The organism is Nocardia sp. NPDC127606 (assembly GCF_042671725.1).
In the GTDB taxonomy this organism is placed as follows: domain Bacteria; phylum Actinomycetota; class Actinomycetes; order Mycobacteriales; family Mycobacteriaceae; genus Nocardia.
Genome location: NZ_JBHXWQ010000004.1, coordinates 272,682 through 288,894, shown reverse-complemented (window position 1 = coordinate 288,894; position 16,213 = coordinate 272,682). Strand labels below are relative to the sequence as shown.

The 16,213-nt window shown below is 66.1% G+C and carries 16 protein-coding genes; 7 read left to right on the top strand and 9 right to left on the bottom strand.

Going from position 1 to position 16,213, the window contains the following annotated elements; genetic code table 11:
- The first annotated feature begins 94 nt into the window (after positions 1-94).
- The gene (locus ACFVJ5_RS21005; protein ID WP_379222336.1) at positions 95-430 is read left to right on the top strand and encodes a hypothetical protein; all 336 of its coding nucleotides are present in this window, start codon (positions 95-97) and stop codon (positions 428-430) included.
- Between the two features lie 106 nt (positions 431-536).
- Here ACFVJ5_RS21005 and ACFVJ5_RS21000 read toward each other — a convergent pair whose 3' ends face one another.
- A complete protein-coding gene (locus ACFVJ5_RS21000; protein WP_379222334.1) occupies positions 537-1,394 on the bottom strand; it encodes a hypothetical protein in 858 nt (285 codons plus the stop codon).
- 43 nt (positions 1,395-1,437) lie between these two features.
- Positions 1,438-2,313, bottom strand: a complete 876-nt coding sequence (locus tag ACFVJ5_RS20995; protein ID WP_379222332.1) for a 3-hydroxyacyl-CoA dehydrogenase family protein — start codon at positions 2,311-2,313, stop codon at positions 1,438-1,440.
- Between the two features lie 168 nt (positions 2,314-2,481).
- Between ACFVJ5_RS20995 and ACFVJ5_RS20990 the strand changes: the two genes are divergently transcribed.
- The 6 genes from ACFVJ5_RS20990 to ACFVJ5_RS20965 all read left to right on the top strand — a co-directional run bounded on the left by ACFVJ5_RS20990 (position 2,482) and on the right by ACFVJ5_RS20965 (position 8,338).
- Complete coding sequence (locus tag ACFVJ5_RS20990; RefSeq protein WP_378653593.1) at positions 2,482-3,837, top strand: hypothetical protein; 1,356 nt, start codon at positions 2,482-2,484, stop codon at positions 3,835-3,837.
- A gap of 99 nt (positions 3,838-3,936) precedes the next feature.
- Positions 3,937-4,728: a TIGR03084 family metal-binding protein gene (locus ACFVJ5_RS20985; protein WP_379222330.1), complete on the top strand. Its 792-nt coding sequence runs from the start codon at positions 3,937-3,939 to the stop codon at positions 4,726-4,728.
- 497 nt (positions 4,729-5,225) lie between these two features.
- Positions 5,226-5,921, top strand: a complete 696-nt coding sequence (locus ACFVJ5_RS20980) for a hypothetical protein (protein WP_379222329.1) — start codon at positions 5,226-5,228, stop codon at positions 5,919-5,921.
- Positions 5,918-7,135 (top strand): L-2-hydroxyglutarate oxidase, encoded by a 1,218-nt coding sequence (lhgO, locus tag ACFVJ5_RS20975; protein WP_379222327.1) that lies wholly within the window; start codon positions 5,918-5,920, stop codon positions 7,133-7,135. Before ACFVJ5_RS20980 ends, lhgO begins: the two co-directional genes overlap by 4 nt.
- A gap of 71 nt (positions 7,136-7,206) precedes the next feature.
- Positions 7,207-7,680, top strand: coding sequence for an SRPBCC family protein (locus ACFVJ5_RS20970; protein ID WP_379222325.1), 474 nt, complete (start codon positions 7,207-7,209; stop codon positions 7,678-7,680).
- Positions 7,681-7,690: 10 nt separating this feature from the next.
- Positions 7,691-8,338 (top strand): ribonuclease H, encoded by a 648-nt coding sequence (locus tag ACFVJ5_RS20965; RefSeq protein ID WP_379222323.1) that lies wholly within the window; start codon positions 7,691-7,693, stop codon positions 8,336-8,338.
- Between the two features lie 91 nt (positions 8,339-8,429).
- On the opposite strand, the gene ACFVJ5_RS20960 is transcribed toward ACFVJ5_RS20965, so the two are convergent.
- The 7 genes from ACFVJ5_RS20960 to ACFVJ5_RS20930 form a co-directional block, all read right to left on the bottom strand.
- Positions 8,430-9,188, bottom strand: coding sequence for a hypothetical protein (locus ACFVJ5_RS20960; protein ID WP_379222321.1), 759 nt, complete (start codon positions 9,186-9,188; stop codon positions 8,430-8,432).
- 133 nt (positions 9,189-9,321) lie between these two features.
- Positions 9,322-10,500 carry an MlaD family protein gene (locus tag ACFVJ5_RS20955; protein ID WP_379222319.1) on the bottom strand — a complete coding sequence of 393 codons (1,179 nt, stop codon included), beginning with the start codon at positions 10,498-10,500 and terminating at the stop codon, positions 9,322-9,324.
- Positions 10,497-11,597 (bottom strand): MCE family protein, encoded by a 1,101-nt coding sequence (locus ACFVJ5_RS20950; RefSeq protein WP_379222317.1) that lies wholly within the window; start codon positions 11,595-11,597, stop codon positions 10,497-10,499. Before ACFVJ5_RS20950 ends, ACFVJ5_RS20955 begins: the two co-directional genes overlap by 4 nt.
- A complete protein-coding gene (locus ACFVJ5_RS20945) occupies positions 11,594-12,697 on the bottom strand; it encodes an MCE family protein (RefSeq protein ID WP_379222315.1) in 1,104 nt (367 codons plus the stop codon). The genes ACFVJ5_RS20950 and ACFVJ5_RS20945 overlap by 4 nt, the downstream gene beginning before the upstream one ends.
- Positions 12,694-13,689, bottom strand: a complete 996-nt coding sequence (locus ACFVJ5_RS20940) for an MCE family protein (RefSeq protein ID WP_379222314.1) — start codon at positions 13,687-13,689, stop codon at positions 12,694-12,696. The genes ACFVJ5_RS20945 and ACFVJ5_RS20940 overlap by 4 nt, the downstream gene beginning before the upstream one ends.
- Positions 13,686-14,711: an MCE family protein gene (locus tag ACFVJ5_RS20935; protein ID WP_379222312.1), complete on the bottom strand. Its 1,026-nt coding sequence runs from the start codon at positions 14,709-14,711 to the stop codon at positions 13,686-13,688. The genes ACFVJ5_RS20940 and ACFVJ5_RS20935 overlap by 4 nt, the downstream gene beginning before the upstream one ends.
- On the bottom strand, positions 14,708-16,207 hold the full coding sequence (locus ACFVJ5_RS20930) for an MlaD family protein (RefSeq protein WP_379222310.1): 1,500 nt from the start codon (positions 16,205-16,207) through the stop codon (positions 14,708-14,710). Before ACFVJ5_RS20930 ends, ACFVJ5_RS20935 begins: the two co-directional genes overlap by 4 nt.
- Between the last annotated feature and the right edge of the window lie 6 nt (positions 16,208-16,213).

Sequence of the window (16,213 nt, the reverse complement as noted above, 5' to 3'; positions counted from 1 at the left end):
TCAGTACTGCGAATACGTACCGGCACTGATCCGCGCGCCGCCGTTCGGCGCGACGCTTGATCTATCCGATTCCCCCAGCTCAGGAGAAGAAATCATGTACGCACATGTCATCTGGTTCGACCAGCCGCGCACGGCGACCGAACTCGCCGCCGTCGACTTCGCCAACGTCAACCGCATCGAGCCCGCCGTCGCAGGAGTGCCGGGGCTGCTCGACTTCTACGAACTGCGCCGCGCCGACGGCTCCGGCATGGTGATCGGCATCGCCGAGACCGAAGAAGCCCTGCACGCGGTACGCGAGGCGATCCTGGCCACCGAACTGCTGCCGGGGGAGGACCCCGCGCTGCTGCCCGGCCCCGACCGGGTGGAGATCTGCCCGGTGCTCACCCACCACGACCGGGCAGCCATCTACGCCAGGGCGGCAGCGTCATGAACCTGATCGTGCTGGGCAGCCGGATGCCGGTCGGCCGGTGTGTCGGTCTGGCCGTGCAAGCCGTCCTGCGGCCGGCGGTCCCCGCCCGCGAGCGGGAACCGCGGCGCTACAGGTCGGCCAGCGCGATACCGGTGAGCGGGCTGCCGATCCGGACCAGGTCGGTATCGGTACCGGTGCCGGTGTCGACCAGGCGGATCGTGCCGCCGAGATCGCTCACATAGAAGCGGGAATCGAAACCGGTGACGCCGATCGCCTCGCGGTAGCCGGTGGAGATGATCGTCGGGGTGCCGACCTCCGGCTGGACCTCGGCCTCGTACAGCGCGTTGCCGTGGGGGGCTGCACCGCGGTCGGTCCAGACGAGATCGCCGAGACCGTGGAGTTCGACATCGATCGGCTCGGGCAGGTTCTCCCAGAGCAGCTCGATATCGGTGCGGGCGGCCGGATCCGCGCCGGGTGGCAGATCCATCCGAGTGCGGAAGATCCGGCCCTCACCGCCCTTGGCCGCGCCCTTCTGGGTCCAGTAGAGCAGGCGGCGGTCCAGGTCGAGGCAGATGCCGACGCACCAGTTGCGCGGGAGGTAGGCGTCGGCATCGCCCTCGCCGGTCACCACGAGCGCGCGCAGGTCGTCACCGTTCAGATCACACGTGAGGACCTGCATGCCCTCGCGATCACACCAATACAGCCTGCCCCCTTCGAAATCGGCGGCGAGCTGTTTGCCGGTGGTGAAGGCGCCGATCGGGACGATCGTGGTGCGGTTGCCGCCGTCGAGGTCGACTCGTTCGATGGAACCGTTGCGGGAGAAGAACTCCGGTTCGACGCCCGCCTCGGGACGCGCGTCGGGGGTGCCCATGTTTGTCCAATAGATATGGCCACGCAATTTGTCGACGACAACACCGTCGGGAAATCGATCGAGGCCGTCGACCACGGTGCGCACGTGTTTGCCGTCGAGCGAAATGGCGTGCATCGCACCTGCTTTGAGGTCTAATGCCACTAGCTCGGTCACGGGCTCAGCCCTGCTTCGGCTTCGGGTAGTCGTCGTAGAAACCCTCACCCGTCTTCACTCCGAGTTTGCCCGCGTCGACATATTTCTTCAGCAACTCGACCGGACCCTTCGGCAGGTTCGGGTTCTCCTGCTCGTAGTGCTCCTCGATATCGAGCACCACATCCAGGCCCACCTGGTCCATCATCCGGAACGGACCCGCCTTGGTGCCGAAATTCCGCATGAACATCTCGTCGACATCGTGGGGGATCGACACACCTTCGTGAACCACCTCGAGCGACTCGCGCTTGATGGCGGCCCAGATGCGGTTGAAGATGAAGCCGGTCGACTCCTTGCGCACCAGGTACGGGTGCAGGCCGTACTCCGGGAAGGTCTTCAGGACGAAGTCGAGGACGTCCTGGGACGTGTGACCATCCGACATCACGTCGAGCACCGTCGACTGCGGCGGCATATAGAAGTGGGTGTTGAGCATCCGGTTGTTGGTCGTCAAACCCTCGGTGAACAACCGGCTCGCGTACGACGACGAGTTCGAGGCGACGATCGCATCGGCATCCGCGTCGGCGTCGAGCTGGGCGAAGACCTTCTTCTTCAGGTCGAGGATCTCCGGCACCGCCTCGACCACCAGCCACGCGCCCTTCACGCCGATGGCCTGATCGGGCACATACTCCGCGGTGCCCGGCTTGCCGTCGGGCACCGTGGCGGCCACCTCCGGCAGCTGTTTCTCCACGAAGGCCACAGCCGCGTTGCCGACCTCGCCGGCGGGATCGATGATGCGGACCTCGCCGCCCCTGGTGGCGAACATCAGGGCGATCCGTCTGCCCAACGTGCCACCACCGATCACCGCGACCGGACGCTCGAAATGATTCTTCGGAACATTGCTCACAGCGACTCCCTTTGCACAGGCGACGGGGAAGAACTCAGTGACGCAGACAACAGCCTTGTCAGCGTAGCGCCGACTTGCGTTGACACCCCGTCACGACCGGTCAGAATGTGATTGCCTTATCCTCACGTTCTTCACGTATTTCGCGCGTCAGCACTAGGGGGCTCCTCGATGACCACACTGGCCTCCGGACTCTTCATCGATTGGGAAGAGCTGACGGGGCAGTCGAAGTTCGTCGTGGAGCTGATCAGTTTTCCCATCTTCAGCGCGCTCGCCGGGTGGCTCACCAACTGGACCGGCGTGCTGATGCTGTTCTGGCCGCTGTACTTCAAGGGCTTCCGGGTGCCGATGCTGCACGTGCTGTACCCGTACCTACCGCGGCGCGTGCAGGTGCTGCCCACGTTCTCCGGCGACGGGCGCATGCTCGGTTTCCAGGGCTTCATCCCGGCACGCGCGGAGAAGATGGCGAGCATCTGCGTCGACTCGGCGCTGTTGCGGATCGGCAGCCCACGCGACTTCATCCATGAGCTCGACCTCGACGGGATCGGCGACTATCTCGCCGAACGGGCGCGCGATCAGGTGCAGCCGATCGTCGACGAGATCATGTACCGGGAGAACCCCGACCTGTGGCGCTCGCTGCCCAGACCCGTGAAACAAGCCATCTACCAGCGGGTCGACCGGCAGTTGCCCGCGCTGTGCCGGCGCGCGTTCGAGAGCCTGGGCGACAATATCGACCAGCTGCTCGACGTGAAGAACTTCGTGATCCGGTACCTGGAGAAGAACCCGGCCATCCTGAAGGACCTGACCACCACCATCGCCGCGCCCGAGCTCAAGTTCATGGCGCGGATCGGTCTGCTCGGCGCGCCCTTCGGCTTGATCCTGGCGCTCTACCTGCATGTGCACTCGAAGATCCCGTACTTCGGCGCGATCCCGGCCTGGGTGATCGTGCTGTTCGCGTCGGCCATGATCGGCGTGACGGTGAACGTGATCGCGATCAAGATGGTGTTCGAACCCGGCGATCCGCAGCCGCGCTACAAGTATCTGTGGCGTCAGGCGTTGCTGGCCAAGCGTCAGCCCCAGGCCGCCACCGACCTCGCCCACATCCTGGCCTACCAGGTGCTGACCGTGGAGAACCTGTCCGTCGAGCTCTTGGAAGGGCCGAACGGGGACAAGACTCGTCAGCTCATCGAGCGGGTGGTGTCGGAGGAGATCCACAAGCAGCTCGGTGCGACCGCGTTCATGGTGCGAGCCGCGCTCGGCAAGAAGCAGTTCGAGAATCTGGCGGTCTCGGGTGCGGGCGCCGGGCTGGTTTCGGCGCGCACGATGATCGAGGACGAACAGTTCGTGCTGGAACAGGCGAAGAAGATCGACGACTTCGCGGCGCGCAAGCTGCGGACATTGACGCCCGGCGAGTTCATGGAGATGTTCTACGCGTCGGTCGAACAGGACGCGTGGTTGCTGTATCTGCACGGTGGGGCGCTGGGCATCGGGGTCGGCGCGCTCCACCTGCTGACCTTCGGCTGGTAATAACAAGCACGCGTGCTTGCATTTTTTGACGGTCGCTGCGACTCTTGGTGACGACGGCGCACCGGCACCGGGTCGCGCCATGATCGGCAAGGGAACTCCATGGCTGACCTCGCAGCGCTGCTCGACGATTACGCCGCCGAATGCGCGGATCTGGAAAACCTGATCACACCGCTGACCCCCGAGCAGTGGAAGACGCCGACACCCGCGCCACGCTGGGACATCGCCACCCAGATCGCCCACCTGACCTGGACCGACGAGGTATCGCTGATCGCCGCCACCGACGCCGAGGCCTTCGCGGCGTTCCTCGCCGAATCGGCCCCGCGCGGCTTGACCATCGTCGACGACGGCGCCGAGGAAATAGCCCAGACCCCACCCGCCGACCTGCTGGTTCGCTGGCAGAACGGCCGCGAACAGCTGATCGCCGCACTGGCCGCCGTCCCCGCGGGCACCAAACTGCCGTGGTTCGGCCCGCCGATGAGCGCCGCGTCGATGATCTCGGCCCGCATCATGGAAACCTGGGCCCACGGCCAGGACGTCGCCGACGCGCTCGACGTCACCCGCGTTCCCACCGCCCGCCTGCGCACCGTCGCCCACATCAGCGTCCGCGCGAGAAACTACGCCTACCTGGTCAACGGCGAATCCGGCCCCACCGAAGAATTCCGTGCAGAACTCACCGCCCCCGACGGCACCCTCTGGACCTGGGGCCCCGAAGACGCGCCCCAACGCGTCACCGGCCCCGCCATCGACTTCTGCCTCGTAACGACCCAACGCCGCCACCGCGAAGACACCGCCCTGACCACCGAGGGCCCGGACGCCGACCACTGGCTCGGCATCGCCCAAGCCTTCGCGGGCCCCCCCGGACCAGGCCGCGAAGCAGGCCAGTTCGCCTAACCGCACTCTCAACCCCGCCCCCGCGACCCCTAGGGAGCGGCGGCCACGAAGTGGCCGGTCCGCGGCCGGGCCGCCGGTCAGGCGCCGGTGCGTAGGCGACGAAGGAGCAAGCACCGGTGCCTGACCGGCGGCCCCTCAGGGCCGCGGACACGCGCGCGCCAGCGCGCCAATAAACACAGGCGAGCGCCAGTCTCAGAGCGCCATTCGTGCCGACTGCCCCGGACTTCGTTGGCCGGGGGTGACCACCGTGGCAGTCGCGAATGACGCTCGCCTGCTCTCTTCAGATACCCGATACCCGGTGTGAGAAACACTTGCCCAGCCGAAAACCCGCCCCGACTAGGACTGATACGGCGCCGTTTCGGATGTGGCTCTGATCTCAGCCGTGGGAGGCGGTCACTGCGCGCGGTACTCGGTACCGTAGGTATCAGCACGTGGCTTTCAACGATGCGGGCCCGCTCTACTCGGGTATACCCACAGCCACAGGAGGGAACCGCATCGTGACCGCACATCGACCTGCTCAGATCGTGCGCCTGTCCGCGATCATCTTCTCCGGCGCCGCCAGTCTCTGCCTCACCGTGGCCGCGGGCGCCTACATCGTCAATCACATGCCGGATCTCACCCCGCCGCCGCCCGAATTCGCAGGACCGGCCGCGACGCCGAACCCCGGCCACCACCGCCCCTTCTCGGAAGAGGACTCCGCACCCCGCGTCGGCGGCGTGGAGCTGGCCATGTCCTTCGGCGCGCCGACGCTGTCCACCGAGCGCTCGGACCCCGCCGCCACGCGCACGCCGATCACCGCGCAGCAATCCGGAGTCGGTGCGCGACCGGGCAATTCACCGCTCACCGGACGGGTGGGAATCGGCGGCACCTATGTCGGCGCGCAGGTGACACCGCCGCGCAGCGATACCGTGGCGTTCACCGTCGACACCAACCTCGTGACGGTGGCGGCGAAATACCTCGGCCTGGCCGTGGATCCGGCCGCCGTGACCGCACTGCACACCGAATTCGACGCGCGCCGTGGCGAGTTGGTGTTCGTGCTGTCTGACCCCGGCCTCGGCAGCCACACGCTGCGGGTCGAGGGCGCCGGCACCGAACCGGCCGAGACCCCCGGCACCGCCACGGAATCGGCCGAGGACGACGCCGAGGCACCGCGATCCTCGACCGAGGAACTGCCGACTACCGTCGGCGTGTGACTCCTCGCGGCACCTCGAACGGTGCGTACGACTTCTGCGTGGTCGGCGGCGGCATCGTCGGCGTGGCCACCGCGCACCGGTTGCTGAGCCGGTATCCCGAGGCGAGCCTGGTGCTCATCGAGAAGGAAGCCGCGCTCGGCGCGCACCAGACCGGGCACAACAGCGGCGTCATCCACTCCGGGATCTACTACCCCCCGGACAGTTTGAAGGCACGGCTGTGCCGGGCCGGTGCGCGATGGACGAAGGAATTCGCCGCGGCACACGACATTCCGTTCCGTGAATGCGGAAAGTTGCTGGTAGCCACCGATTCCGCCGAACACGAGCGGATGCTGGCGCTGTACGAGCGCTCGATCGCCAACGGCGTGGAGGTCGAGGCGATCGACGCGGCGCAATTGCGGCGGCGCGAACCACGGATCGCCGGGGTCGGTGCGCTGTTCGTGCCCGCCACCGGCATCATCGACTACACGTTGGTCACCGCCGCGCTCGCCGCCGAGGTCGAGTCGATGGGCGGCAGGATTCTGCTCGGCACTGCTGTCGACGCGATCACCGAGAGCGTCTCCGCCGTCACGGTTTCGGGTCCGGGCGGTTCGGTCACCGCGGGCACACTGATCGTGTGCGCGGGTCTGCAGGCCGACCGGATGGCACGAAAGGCCGGGATCGACACCGACTTTCGTATCGTTCCGTTCCGTGGCGAGTACTACCGGCTCCCCGCCGAGCGGTCGGATCTGGTGCGCACGCTGATCTATCCGGTACCTGACCCCGCGCTGCCGTTCCTCGGCGTTCACCTGAGTCCCACCATCGACGGCGAACTCACCGTCGGCCCCAACGCGGTGCTCGGACTGTCGCGGGAGGGCTACCGCAAGGGCAGCGTGAACCGACGCGACGCCCTCGACGTGCTGAGCTTCGCCGGCGTGCGCCGGGTGGCCCGCGACCATCTCACCACCGGGATCCGCGAGCTCCGCAATTCGGTGTTCAAGCGCGGCTACCTCGCCGAATGCCGCAAATACTGCCCCGAACTCGGCACCGGCGATCTGCTCCCGCACCGCGCGGGAATCCGGGCCCAGGCGGTGCTGCGTGACGGCACGCTGGTGCACGACTTCCTCATCGAACGCACGCCGCGCTCCATCCACGTGCTCAACGCGCCCTCCCCGGCCGCCACTTCGGCGATGCCGATCGCGGAATACCTGGTCGAACAACTCCATTCCGCTAAATAAATAGGAGATTTGTAGTACTTTTGGCTCCTGTACGCGTGGGCGAGGAAACCCATCCGGAGCAGGGAGGGCCGATGGGCCACATCAGGTTTGCGAGCGACGTCGGCGCACCGGTCGCTGCCGCCTTCGCCTACGCCGAGGATTTCCGGCACGGGCCGCAGTGGATGTTCGGCGTCACCGACGTCGCGCCGCTGGGCGAACCGGATCAGGGATTGGGCGCCGCGTTCGCGGTGAAAGTCCGGTTGTTCGGGGTGATCCCGCTGCGATCTTCGGTGGAGATCACCGAATATCGGCGCAATGCCGTCATCGGGTATACCCTGCGTGGGCGGGTATACGGAACCGTTACCCTGCGATTCGATCCACTCGGCTACGAACGGTCGGTGCTGACCTCCGAAGCCGACTATCCACCACCACGCGGCCTGTTCGGCCGCCTGTGCCACGGCCTCGTCGACGCGGCCGCGAAATCGGCACTGCGCCGAACGGAATCGCGGTTGCGAAGGGAGATAGAGGCATTCCACGGTACCGATCTTGTCGGCCGCATCGCCTAGGGTGGCGGTCATGATCATCGTGAGCACCGACGGGTCCTGCCTGCGCAATCCCGGTGGTGCCATCGGCTGGGCATGGGTGAATCATTCCGGACCCGCCGACAGTGGTGGCGCGGCCAGCGGCACCAACCAGATCGCCGAACTGCGCGGGGTACTGGAAGCCATCCTCGCCCACCCCGGCGCCGAACCGATGCTCATCGAGAGCGACTCCCAGTACGCCATCAAGTGCGCCTCGGAATGGATCACCAGCTGGCGACGCAACGGCTGGCGCACCTCCACCGGCGGTGCGGTGAAGAACGTCGAGATCATCAAGCAGATCGACCGAGCCATCACCGGCCGCGAAGGACCGGTGCGTTTCCGCTGGGTGCGCGGTCACGTGGGCAACTACTTCAACGAACAAGCCGACAAACTGGCGGGCGAAGCGGCACGAGCGGTCCGCGAAGGGGTGCTCGTACCCGCGGCGCCGGCCGCCCCGGAACCGGTTCTCGGCCGCCTTGATTCTGGACTGACCAGAGGGTGCGACGAAGCAGTGCCCGGCGGGAGGGAAGAATCGAGGCTTCGGGGCCGAGAACCCGCGGCGCCAGCCGCAAATAATACGGTCTCCACAGGGAAGTCGGTCGCAACCGAAGCGCCGGTAGCAGGGACTCTCACCCTGTTCTAGGCGCGTGCGACCGGAGTGGGACCGCACAGCGAAACGCCGCGGGCGATGAATCTGCCCGCGGCGTTTCGATTGACTCGGTTTCCCGGTGCGCTCAGTTCCCAGGTGTCGGGACAGGCGCCGGAGCCGGAGAGGGAACGGCCTGACCGGGCGCCGTACCGCCGGCGGCCTCGCCGCCACCGTTCTTGAGCAGCGGCGAGTCCAGCTTGCTGACCAGCCACTTGTCGCCCGAGCGCTCGAGGCTCATCTCGATCGCGAACATCATCCGGTCGGGCTGGGTCTGGGTGAAGTTGGTGCGGTACTGGGTCATGGTGACCATGGCCTTGACATCCTCGGTGCTGCCCGATATGTAGGCGCACTGCACGTCTTCACCGGTCGACTTGACCTGGGCCTGCACCATGGCGCCCTTGAGCGCATCGCTGGCGTCGCTGAACTCCTTGAGGTAGTCGCCGGTGGCGCCCGCCTTCATCGACGCGATGTAACCGTCGAGATCCTTGGAGTAGTCGTAGTTGGCCAGGATGGCGCCGTAATCACAGGCGGCCTTGGTGGACTCGGCGATGGCGTCGAGCTTCTCGGCCTTGTTGTTGTTCTGCAGGAAGAACACCACACCCGCGGTGATCGCGCCGACCGCGACCACACCGGCCACACCTGCGGCGATCCAGCCCTTCGAGCTCGATGCCGCACTCGGGGCAGCGGCCGGAGCCGGCGCCTCGGTCGCGGTCTGTGCTGTGACAGTCGGCTGATCGACCTCGGGAGTCGCCGCCGCACCCTTCACGGTGTCGTCGGTCTTCGCCAGATCGGGCTTGTCTGCCGCGGCAGCATCGGACTTGCTCTGGGCATCGTCGCTGGTCATCGAATCAATCCTGCTCTTTCCCGGCGCACATAACGCACCGATTTCCTGTGTGTAACCCGTGAGCCGGGCCACACGTCTCCCCGCGAGTATGCCCGGTCAAGCTGTGAACAGCCTGGCCGGGCATCCACAGGCCTTACTTGGCGGGAATGGGCGTCCGCTCATTCGGGTCCACACCCGGCGGCATCTGCGCGCCGTTGTTGGGCACGTTCGGACGCGGGGCATTGGCCGAACCACGGATCTGCAGGTCAGAGGTCGGATTGGTGCAGTAATTCCACTTCGGAATGCTGCCGTCCTGTACCTCTTCGTTGCGCCGGTACGCGGTGTCGTAGTTACACGTCGGACGCGGCCAGATGTCGATGATGGTGTGGAACTCGCCGTCGTGCGCCGGAGCGCTGATCGACCCGAGCCCCAGTGCCAGCGACGGGAACAGCAGCCGCAGAGCGGGCTGACGCAGCTGCGCCGCCTTGGTGATCGCCACGAAGTTGGCCGCCAGCGAACTGATCGGGTCGGCGGTCGCGTCGAGCACCGCGCCGAGCGTTTCGAACTGACCGGGCGCGTTGTCGAGCACACCCTGCAGCTCGGCGTTGGCGTTGTTGAACTGCGTGAGCAGCGCACCCGAATTCCGGGTGAGCGTTTGCAGATCAGGCTGGGCGTTCGAGGTGGTCTCGGCGATCACCCGCAGGTTGGCGATGAGATTCACCGTCTGCGGGAGCAGGTTGTCCAGACCCGCGACCACCAGGCTGACGCCGTTGATCAGGCCGCGCAGCTGGTCGGGTCCGGCACCGAGCGCGATGTCGAGCTCGTCGAGGATCACGTCGAACTGCTTCGGATTCACCTGGGCGATCAGCGCGCTCGTGTCGTCGAGCACGGCCCACACCGGAACCGGCGTCTGGATCTGCTCCGGGTTGTACTTGATCACCGCGCCGTCACTGAGGAACGGGCCGACATCGCTCTTCGGACGGAAGTCGATGTACTGCTCGCCCGCGGCCGACAGCGCCGCCACCTGGATCATGGTGTCGACCGGGATCTTGAAATCCTTGTCGATCTGGGTCTTGGCGGCGATCGCCTCGCCGTCGTTGATCAGCTCGATCGAGGTGACCTTGCCGATCCGGAATCCGCGCATGGTCACGTCGTTGCCCGGCTGCAGACCGCCGGAGCGATCCAGGTTGACGGTGACGTCGTACTCGGACCGCAGCGGATTGACCCGCATCACGTTGACCAGCAGGTACGTCCCACCGAGCAACAGCACGACTACGAGCGCGCTGTTCGCCAGCAAGATCTTGCTGCTCGCGAACTTCTTCAGCCTGCTCATCGGTGGCCTCCCACTCGGCCCTGAACGATCTGCAGCACCTGGATGAAGCTGCCGACGAAATCGTTCACATCTTTCAAGTCCCAGAGCTTGCTGTTCGCCGGGTCGGTCAGCAGGCCCACATCGAGGTTGGTCAGCGTCGCGTACGGCGCCAGGCTCTTGCCCTTGAAGGTCTGGTTGGCGCCGGGGCGGATCGCGTGCAGCTGATCCATCACATAGCCGAAGTCGTCGCCGGTCGCGGCCAGCGCATTCATCAGGTTGTCGAGATTGGTGAGCAGATCCGACAGCTGGTCACCGGTGGTGTTGGAGTAGTCACCGATGGCGGCGGTGGCCGTGGCCAGCTTGCTGAGCAGATCGCCGATCGCCCGGTTGTTCTCGGCGATCGCGCCGATGGCCTGGGGCAGCGTGTCGGCCACCTGACCGAGCTGACCCTTGTTGGCCTCGATGGTGTTGGCGAGGGTGTTGAACTCCGTCAGCACCGAGTCGACCTTGGTGCTGTTGGCGTTCAATTCGCCGATGACGCCGGTCATCTCGTAGATCAGATGGCCGAGTTCGGTGCCGTGCCCGTTGAGAATCGAGCCGAGTTCGGTGCCGAGCCGGCTCAGGCTGGCGACACCGCCGCCGTTGAACAGCATCGACACCGAGACCAGCAGCTCTTCCACCGTGGCGCCGGCCGAGGTGGACTCCAGGGTGAACGTCTCGCCCGCGGCCATCTCGGGCCCGCCCGCCACGTTCTTCGGGGTGCTCAGCGCGATGAACACGTCACCGAGGGGAGTGGCCTGGCGCAACTCCGCCGTGCTGCCCCTCGGCAGCTTGAAATCGGTGTTGATCTCCATGTCGACCACGGCTTCGAAGTTCTTGGTCGTGATCGACGACACGACGCCGACATCAGAACCACCGACCTTCACCTTGGCCTGGTCGGGCAGGTTCAGCGCGTTCTCGAACTTCGCGTGCAGGGTGTAGGTCTCGCCGCCGGTGCCCGGCTTGGGCAGCGGCAGGTCCTCCACGGTGAAGCCACAGCCGGTCGTGATCGTGACCGTGGCCAGTGCGGCGGCTGAGAGCAGCGCGCGGCGGGCCTTCATCGTCATTCGCTGGTTCATTTCGTCAGTCCGAGCAGTGCGGCGGTGAGCCCGTAGTCGGGGCCGAAGTCCTGGACGTTGCCGGTGGTGCGGCAACCATCGGGCCGCATCTGGATCCGCTCACAGAACGCGCTGACGATCTCGCCCGAGAGGGCGGTGCCGATCAGCGCCTGCAGGCGGACGAAGCCCTTTTCCTTGTTGATCGCGCCGTCGATGTTCTGCATGAGCAGCGGCACCACGTCGACGATCTCGACCATCGCGCCCGAGTTGGCGCGCAACTGGTTGGTCACGGTGGTCAGGCCGGTCAGCGAGGCGGCCAGTTCTTCCTGATGCCCGGCGAAGGTCGTCGAGGTGTTGTTCAGGAACTGATTGAGCTGATCGAGGGTGGCCTGCAGACCGGGCGCCTGATCGGCGAGCAGCCCCGACATGGCGGTCACCCGGTCGCTGAAGTCGCGCACCGACTGATCGTTGTCGGCCAGCATCGTCGTGAGCTCGTTGAGCTTGATGATGATGTTGGCGATGGCGTCCTTGTTGTCGACACCGACCTTCAACGCACCCGAGAGCGCGTCGAGGGTTTCCCTGATCTTCTGACCGTTGCCGTTGAGCACCGGGTAGAGCACGCGACCCGACAGCGGGCCGAGACCCTCCTGGCCGGGTTCGGGCTTCAGGGCGGCGGCGAACTGGTCGATGGTCTTGATCATCGTGTCCAGCTCGACCGGTGTCCTGGTACGCGCCTTGGGCAGGTGATCGCCGGACTTCAGCGTCTCACCGCCGGTGTAGGGCGGGCTCACCTCGATGTGCCGGTCGGTGACGATCGAGGGCGAAATGATCGCCGCGATCGCGTCTTTCGGAATCTTGGTGCCCGCGTCGATGGTCATGTGCACCTCGACGTAGGTGCCCTTCGGCACGATCTTGTCGACCTTGCCCACCGCGAGGCCGAGGACCATGATCTCGTTGCCCTCGTACATGCCGGCGATGTTCTCGAAGTCGGCGGTGATCTTGGTCGAGCGGCCGAGCGCGTCGTCGAACTGGCTCGGCATCAGCGAGCAGCTGCCGAGGGCCAGCGCGGTGGTGGCGATCATCATGGTCCGCGCGATGCGGAGCTTGTTGGTCAGTTTCATCCTTGGCACCCCTGGATCACCTGAACGAAGCACAGCCAGTTGTCCGGGAACAACCACGGCAGTGCGACCGAACCGTAGTTACCGTTGCCGAGCGCGTTGTTGAAGTAGCGCGCCGTGGGCTGACCGATCTGCAGCAGCTTGTCGAGATTGTCCTTGTTCTTCTGCAGACCCTCGGCCATGGTGTTGAGCTGGCTGATGGTGCCGCCGAACTGGTCGCCGTTCTGGGCGCCGATCTCCTCCAGCTGACGGGTCAGCGTGGCGACGTTGTCCAGCAGCTGGCGCAGCAGACTCTGCCGTTCCATCACCCGGTTGGCGATGGCCTCGCCCTGGGTGATGACGAGCAGGATCGAGTTGCGGTTGTCGGCGAGCAGCTGGGTGACCCGGTTGAGGTCCTTGATCAGACTGTCGACCTCACCCTTTCGCTGGTCGACGACCTTCGCGACCGCGCCGACGCTGTCGAGCGCCTGGGCGACCAGCTCCGGCGAATCGCCGAGCTGGGAGTTGATGGTGTTGAGCGAGGCGGCGAGCTTCTTGGTGTCGAGCGCCTCGAACTTGGGCGTACCGACCTGCACCACATCGGCGATGTTGTACGGCACGTCGGTGTTGTTGCGCGGGATCGTCTTGTTCTTCAGACCCGATCCGTCGCCGGGCTGCAGGTCGACGTAGCGCGCGCCGAGCAGGGTCGCCATCTTGATCGCGGCGTGCGCGTCGGGACCGAGCTCGAGCGAGCTGTCCACGTCGAGGGTGACCACCACGTGATCGCCCTCGATCCTGGCGCCGGAGACCGTGCCGACCTGCACACCCGAGACCGCGACCTTGTCACCGGTCTTGATGCCCGCGGCCTGCACGAATTCCGCGTCGATGGACTGTTTTCCGAGCCCGATGAACTGGAAGATGCTCGAACCGACCAGCAGCAACACGATGCACAGCGCACCGATCACACCCAGCCAGAAGTTGCGGTTACCGACGAAGGCTGACTTGATCTTGCTCATCTGCACACCTCGGAATGGCCGGTGCCACCGATCTGGCTGACCAGACCGCGCGGGAACAGGACCCCGTAGAGCGAGATGTCCAGACCACACAGATAGGCGTTGGCGTGGGTGCCTTCCGATGTCATCCGGCCGAGGTCGGCGAGCATGGAAGGCATGTCGATCGCGACCTGGTCGAGCTTGGCGCCGTTGGCCAGCAGCAGATTCAGCGCCGCGGTGGTCGAGTTCTGGGTCGCAGCCAGCTTCGGCTGGATCTTGGTCATCATCCCGACCAGCGCGGTCGTGGAGTCGGCGAGGGTGACCGTGGACGCCTGCAGCGACTGACCCTGGTCGTAGAGTCCGCCGATCAACGCCCTGGTCTGGGTAATCAGGGTCTCCAATTCATCCCCTCGCTTTGCCAACCCGGCCATCACACCGGACAGGTTGGTGATCACGTCGGACAGGATCGCGTCGCGACGCTGGAAATCGGTGGCCAGCTGGGCCGCCTGAATGATGAACGCCGACAGCGAAACCCCGTCGCCCTGCAGCGCCTGGATCAGGGTCTCCGACATCGCGTTGACCTCGGCGGGCTCGAGCGCCTGGAACAGCGGCTGGAAACCGTTGAGCAGGGCCGAGATATCGAACGAGGGCTCGGTGCGGTCGAGCGGAATGGTGGAGCCGCTCTTGAGCGGCTCCGGGCTCGGCGTCGCGCCCGGGGTCAGCGCCACATAGCGCTGACCGATCAGGTTCTGGTACCTGACCAGCGCCTTGGTGTCGTTGAACAGGGTCTGGTCGCTCTGCACGATGAACGACACCTTGGCGTCGTTCTTGCCGTCGAGCTCGATTTTCTCGACCTTGCCGACGCGCACGCCGGCCATCCGGACATCGTCGCCGGGCCGCAGCCCGAGGACGTCGGTGAAGATCGCGGTGTACTTGCGGGTGTCACCGTCGACCGTGCGGGCCAGTGTGTTCCACACGACCACGGTGACGAGCAGTGAGACGAGCGCGAAGATACTGAACCCGATCAGTGGCTTACGGATACTCATGCGCCACCCCCGTTTTCGGACACTTGCAGGGTTCCGCCCTTCAAAATCGGACCGAGCAGCAGATATTCGGACGCGTTCGGCTTGCGACCGAGCAGCTGAGTCATCGCCGCGTCACCGGAGTAGGAGATCGGTGTCGCGGTGGGCACGCTCGCCGGAGCGGGCGCCGCGGCCGGAGCGGCCGCGGGAGCGGGCGCGCCGCCCAGCACACCGGGCAGGCCCGGAATCTGGATCGACGGGACGAGGCCCTCGAGCGGGGTGCCCTGGAACGGCTTGATCTCGGTGCCGTTGGCCGTGTGCATCGGTGCGACACCGGGACTGGTGAGACCCGGGATGTCGGGCATGCCCGGGATCGACACCAGCGGCGGGAGGCCCGCGGCCGTGTCGAGCCTGCGCGGACGCAGGTTGTCCGGGATCACCGGCAGGGAGGCTTCGGCCGGTGCGGTGAAGCAGCTGGGTCCGAGCAGGTCGCCGTAGCGCGGGCAGTCGGCGACGGTGTTGGGCTGGTACGGCGTGAAGGTCAGGCCGGCGTTCCACACCATCTGCTTGCCGCTCGGGCCACCGTGGAAGGTGGTGTTGAGCTGGGCCAGCGAGGGACCGAAGACCTGGAAGGTCTTGGTGATCGACGCGGGGTCGGCGGCCAGCGCACCCAGGGTGGCGTTCATGCCGACCGTGACTTCCTTGCCCACATCGGGATTCGACGCGAACAGGTCGTTCACCCGGTCGGTGGTGGCGCTCGCACCGGCCAGCAGCGCGATCAGCTGTTCGCGTTTGGTGGCGATGGTGTTCGCGGTCTGCACCGAGGAGCCGAGCACGTTGAGCAGTTCCGGCGCCGACTGGTTCAGCGCGTGTGCGGAGTTGGAGAAGTTGTCCAGCATGCCGCCCAGGTTCGGCCCCGCGTCGGCAACCGTGGTCAGCCAGTGGTCGAGGCGCTGGATGGTCGAGCCGGGAACCCGGCCGCTGCCGTCGAGTGCCTGGGTGAGCGTGCCGAGCACGCGACCCAGCTGCACCGGATCGACCTCGTCGAGGATGTCGCGCACCGTGGTGAGCGTGTCCTGCAGCGCGATCGTGCCCTGGCTGCGGTCCTCGGGAATCTGCGAACCCTCCTTCAGGTGCTGGCTGTTCGCACCGTTGTAGACCAGCTCCACGGACGTGACCGCGAAGAGGTTGGAGGGCACCACACGGGCGGTGACGGTGTTGGGAATGCCGTCGGCGAACTCGGGCTTGAGCTCGATGTTCACCTTCTGCTCGGCGCTCTTGCCGATCTCGACGTTCTTCACCACGCCCACGAGCACGCCGCGGAACTTCACGTCGGCATCGGAGGGCAGGCCGTCACCGGTGGTCGACAGGTTCGCGACCACGTTGACCTTGGGGACGAAGTAGCCCTGGTAGCGGGCCGTGAGGAAAGCCAGGATGACGCCGAAGACGATCAAACCGGCGGTACCGGCCACGTACAACTGCTTCATGGTGGGCCCGCGCCCACTCGGATCGATGATCATCGCGCC

Coding starts and splice junctions, on each gene's coding strand:
- ACFVJ5_RS21005 (WP_379222336.1), top strand. CDS start 95: ATGTACGCACATGTCATCTGGTTCGACCAGCCGCGCACGGCGACCGAA.
- ACFVJ5_RS21000 (WP_379222334.1), bottom strand. CDS start 1,394: ATGCACGCCATTTCGCTCGACGGCAAACACGTGCGCACCGTGGTCGAC.
- ACFVJ5_RS20990 (WP_378653593.1), top strand. CDS start 2,482: ATGACCACACTGGCCTCCGGACTCTTCATCGATTGGGAAGAGCTGACG.
- ACFVJ5_RS20985 (WP_379222330.1), top strand. CDS start 3,937: ATGGCTGACCTCGCAGCGCTGCTCGACGATTACGCCGCCGAATGCGCG.
- ACFVJ5_RS20970 (WP_379222325.1), top strand. CDS start 7,207: ATGGGCCACATCAGGTTTGCGAGCGACGTCGGCGCACCGGTCGCTGCC.
- ACFVJ5_RS20965 (WP_379222323.1), top strand. CDS start 7,691: ATGATCATCGTGAGCACCGACGGGTCCTGCCTGCGCAATCCCGGTGGT.
- ACFVJ5_RS20960 (WP_379222321.1), bottom strand. CDS start 9,188: ATGACCAGCGACGATGCCCAGAGCAAGTCCGATGCTGCCGCGGCAGAC.
- ACFVJ5_RS20955 (WP_379222319.1), bottom strand. CDS start 10,500: ATGAGCAGGCTGAAGAAGTTCGCGAGCAGCAAGATCTTGCTGGCGAAC.
- ACFVJ5_RS20950 (WP_379222317.1), bottom strand. CDS start 11,597: ATGAACCAGCGAATGACGATGAAGGCCCGCCGCGCGCTGCTCTCAGCC.
- ACFVJ5_RS20945 (WP_379222315.1), bottom strand. CDS start 12,697: ATGAAACTGACCAACAAGCTCCGCATCGCGCGGACCATGATGATCGCC.
- ACFVJ5_RS20940 (WP_379222314.1), bottom strand. CDS start 13,689: ATGAGCAAGATCAAGTCAGCCTTCGTCGGTAACCGCAACTTCTGGCTG.
- ACFVJ5_RS20935 (WP_379222312.1), bottom strand. CDS start 14,711: ATGAGTATCCGTAAGCCACTGATCGGGTTCAGTATCTTCGCGCTCGTC.
- ACFVJ5_RS20930 (WP_379222310.1), bottom strand. CDS start 16,207: ATGATCATCGATCCGAGTGGGCGCGGGCCCACCATGAAGCAGTTGTAC.